The 3,244-nt window shown below is 52.1% G+C and carries 1 protein-coding gene; it reads right to left on the reverse strand.

All coding sequences use genetic code 11. The annotated features are described in order from the left end of the window. The coding region (locus ACIREA_RS29270) for a DEAD/DEAH box helicase (protein ID WP_397385859.1) at positions 1-3,244 on the reverse strand (3,244 nt) is incomplete at both ends.

Here is a 3,244-nt window from a genome sequence, read left to right on the forward strand (position 1 = left end):
GGTTTGCCGATAGTTTCGATAAGTTCAGCCTTTAATGGATACTTCGGTTGGCTGAGATCAAGGATGTCTGGAATGTCTGCAGAAAGCGCAATCTTGGATTCCGCGAGCCAGATGGCGTGAAGGTGAGAGCGGACAAGCTCCTCGTTGGTGATGTCAAGCGCAGGTGGGCGAACAACTCCTGAGACCATCTCATTGCGCCGATTGAAGAAATACTGATCGTGCGGTGACTGAGAAGCGCAGTAGGTGACGATGACGGCGGCTTGTCCAGAGCGCCCCGCGCGTCCTGCACGCTGGGCATAGTTTGCAGGGGTAGGGGGGACGTTCCGTAAATAGACTGCATTGAGAGCGGATATATCAACACCAAGTTCCATGGTGGGAGAGCAGAAAAGGGCGGGCAGAAATTGGGTCGATTCGCCTGTGGCTTTCATCTCTGCGGCTGTTTCCTTGAGTCTTTCGAGATCATCTTCTTCAAAACGGAAACGCCACTCCCTCCATTCTCGCTGTCTCGGCGATACTTGAGCCGTGTGCTCGCGGCCTTCTAGACCCCAGTATGTGCTGCGTCCGTTTATAAGATCGGCAGCGATGTCGGAATAATGACTGAGAAAAAAACTATTACCCTCCGTCACCTTGCCTAATGCAGCCGGGCCAGGTACGATGCGAACGGCAGATGGTGCAAGCCGCCAGCCTTTAAGGTCCGCTTCCAGTTCGATCGGTACGACAAGTCCTTCTTTGTAAAGAAGCTCCATTAGCCCTTGCATAGCATCTAGGTATTCATCCCGTTTCAGGCGTGTGCCGATCACCGAATTACGGTTGATCAAGCGGCCAAGTCGAGAAGTATGACCAGCGCGGAGAATTGTTTGCTCCTCGCGAAGCCCTACTTTATCTTTACCGGGCGCTTGTAGAAGAAGTGTAGTACATCCTCGCAAAGGTTCTTTTTGATCGATGGCCCAAGGGGCCCGCAAAAGATTACGGGACTTCAGGCTAACGCCATCGAGCACGGTGCGATCAAGAGCCTCCGTATTCACTGCCAAGCCTTGGAGGAGAAATGTGAGGATGATCTTAAGCACTTCACGTCGTTTTTCTGGGGTTACATCGACGAGAGAAGGCAATACGGCGGTGAGCGCGTCTGAATCTGCTGCAACATCATCCAATCCGATAAAATCAACTTCTAACATGCCGAGTTCAGCGAGGCTTGGGTTGGTGTAGCGCCAACCACGTCGCAGATCCGTCCAAACTCGGTGTGCGAGCACTTTGGCGAGTGCGCGCTGCGCGTCTTCGCGACCAACTGCGCCTGCTTCTGGTTCTAGCATCCAGTGGACGCGCGCTTCTTTGTTGGCGGCTGTAAAACCCAGAGCACGTAAGGTTTTTAGCCCGAAATCCTCTTCGCATATTCCATCTGAGCCTGCATCTAATACTGCACGTAGAATCCCACCCCGCAGTAGGCTTACAAAAAGAAAATCATTAAAGTGTCCAGACTGAAGCGCCGCATCCTGACGATTATCAGTGAATCCTAGCAGCTTGCGTTTTTCAGGCGGCATTGCGCTTTCAGGATGATTCATCCACTCCAGTGCAGTAGAAACAAGGAGAGTAGTGGCAGAGCTTCTGCCTTCACCAGAGAGGCCTGCCAACTTGCTACGCTCACGCATACTGGGATGAGGTTGCTCGTGGCAGCAAGGACAGAATCCGAATTTTCCGGGAATAAACCAGAAGGCCGCGCCTTCTCTGGAGTAAAGTCCATCTGGTCCAACGGTGAGGCGCTCGGGTATCCTCGCCTTCCGTGTTGGGCGCAGTCGCTCAACACCTTTATGCTCCTCCTTCCAATCCTCAGGGTAGGATTCAATATCACCATTAAACTGATATTCAGGATCGTTATCACCAACCGGAACAAGATAGCCCGCAACGTCTCCATCAAGATTGTCCTGTGGGGTGTCATCGATATTTCGCGGAAAAAACTGTATTTCTCCAGCCTCGTCTTTGCGAATTACTACATGTGCTTCATGACCACAACTGCGACAAAAGCGGGTAGGATAGAGACGGTTTCCAGGAGCCAGCGGATCTTCGAGCTGCCCCTCGAACAGAACACGACGCGGGCGGGCGGTGAGGGTCGTAAAAATTTCGCCCGCACCGGAGATGAATCGATGCAATTTGAATGCCAGGAAGGCACCAGATTCTTTGCCGCCCCGAGCGGATTCAGGAAGGCTGATACGGGTCAGGAATTTTATGAAGGTGTCGCGACAAGTATCAGGTTCTACTCCAGAGTCCTGCGAGAGTTTTTCCACGGCCTCTCCGAAAGGGATGGGTGCTTGACGACGCAACTCTTGAGCGTCTGTTAGTCCAATCGCGAGTTCTGTCCAAATCGACAGCGGATGCTTACAAAGAATTTCATCCGTAAGAATGCTTGGCAGGTCTGCTGTGAGAACTGCAGAGAGCAGATGCTTGGTCTGATCGAGGCCGATGCTGTCGTCAGTGGCTCGTTGCAGTGATTCGTCGATTACCGCGTCAGCACCGATGGATGCTCCGAAGAGGCGGGATGCAACGTCGGCCACAGCTTGAGCTTTGTTTGCGTTGGAACCTTCACTGGCCATAGTGGCGGAGGTGCCGATGCAGATTGGTGCTTTGTCTGGTGTGCATCGGTTCCGAAGCCGCCGAACAAGGATAGCCACATCAGCGCCCTGTCGTCCGCGATAGGTGTGAAGTTCATCCAAGACGATAAACTCAAGGCCCGTTGCATTGCCAATAACGGTGGAGTCCAGTTCGTTCTGCCGGGTGAGAAGAAGCTCTGCCATCATAAAATTAGTAAGCAGAATGTCGGGTGGATTGTTTGCAATCTTAGTGCGTTCTTCATTACTCTCTTGGCCTGTGTAGCGTGCGACGATTGGTTTCAGAGAGTCCGGCAGTCCAGACTGTGAAATGAATTTGTCGATCTCCTTGATTTGGCTGTTTGCCAAAGCATTCATCGGATAGATGATGATTGCGCGTGTGCGATGCGACTCTCCTTTTCTAAGTGCGCGCACAATGGTGTCAACGATCGGCAGGAAGAAACAGAGTGATTTTCCTGAACCAGTTCCTGTAGTTACCACAAAGCTTTGTCGAGCTTTTGCTTTGGCGACAGCTTGGGCTTGGTGACGATGTAGTCTCAATGGCGACGAACTAAAGCGAAAAATTTGACCAGTAGCTTCATCAAGATCACCCGTGGCGACTAACTCGTCTATTGAGGCACCAGTTTTGTAGCGGGGGTTGAGCG

This window comes from Prosthecobacter sp. (assembly GCF_044373815.1).
In the GTDB taxonomy this organism is placed as follows: Bacteria; Verrucomicrobiota; Verrucomicrobiia; order Verrucomicrobiales; family Verrucomicrobiaceae; genus Prosthecobacter.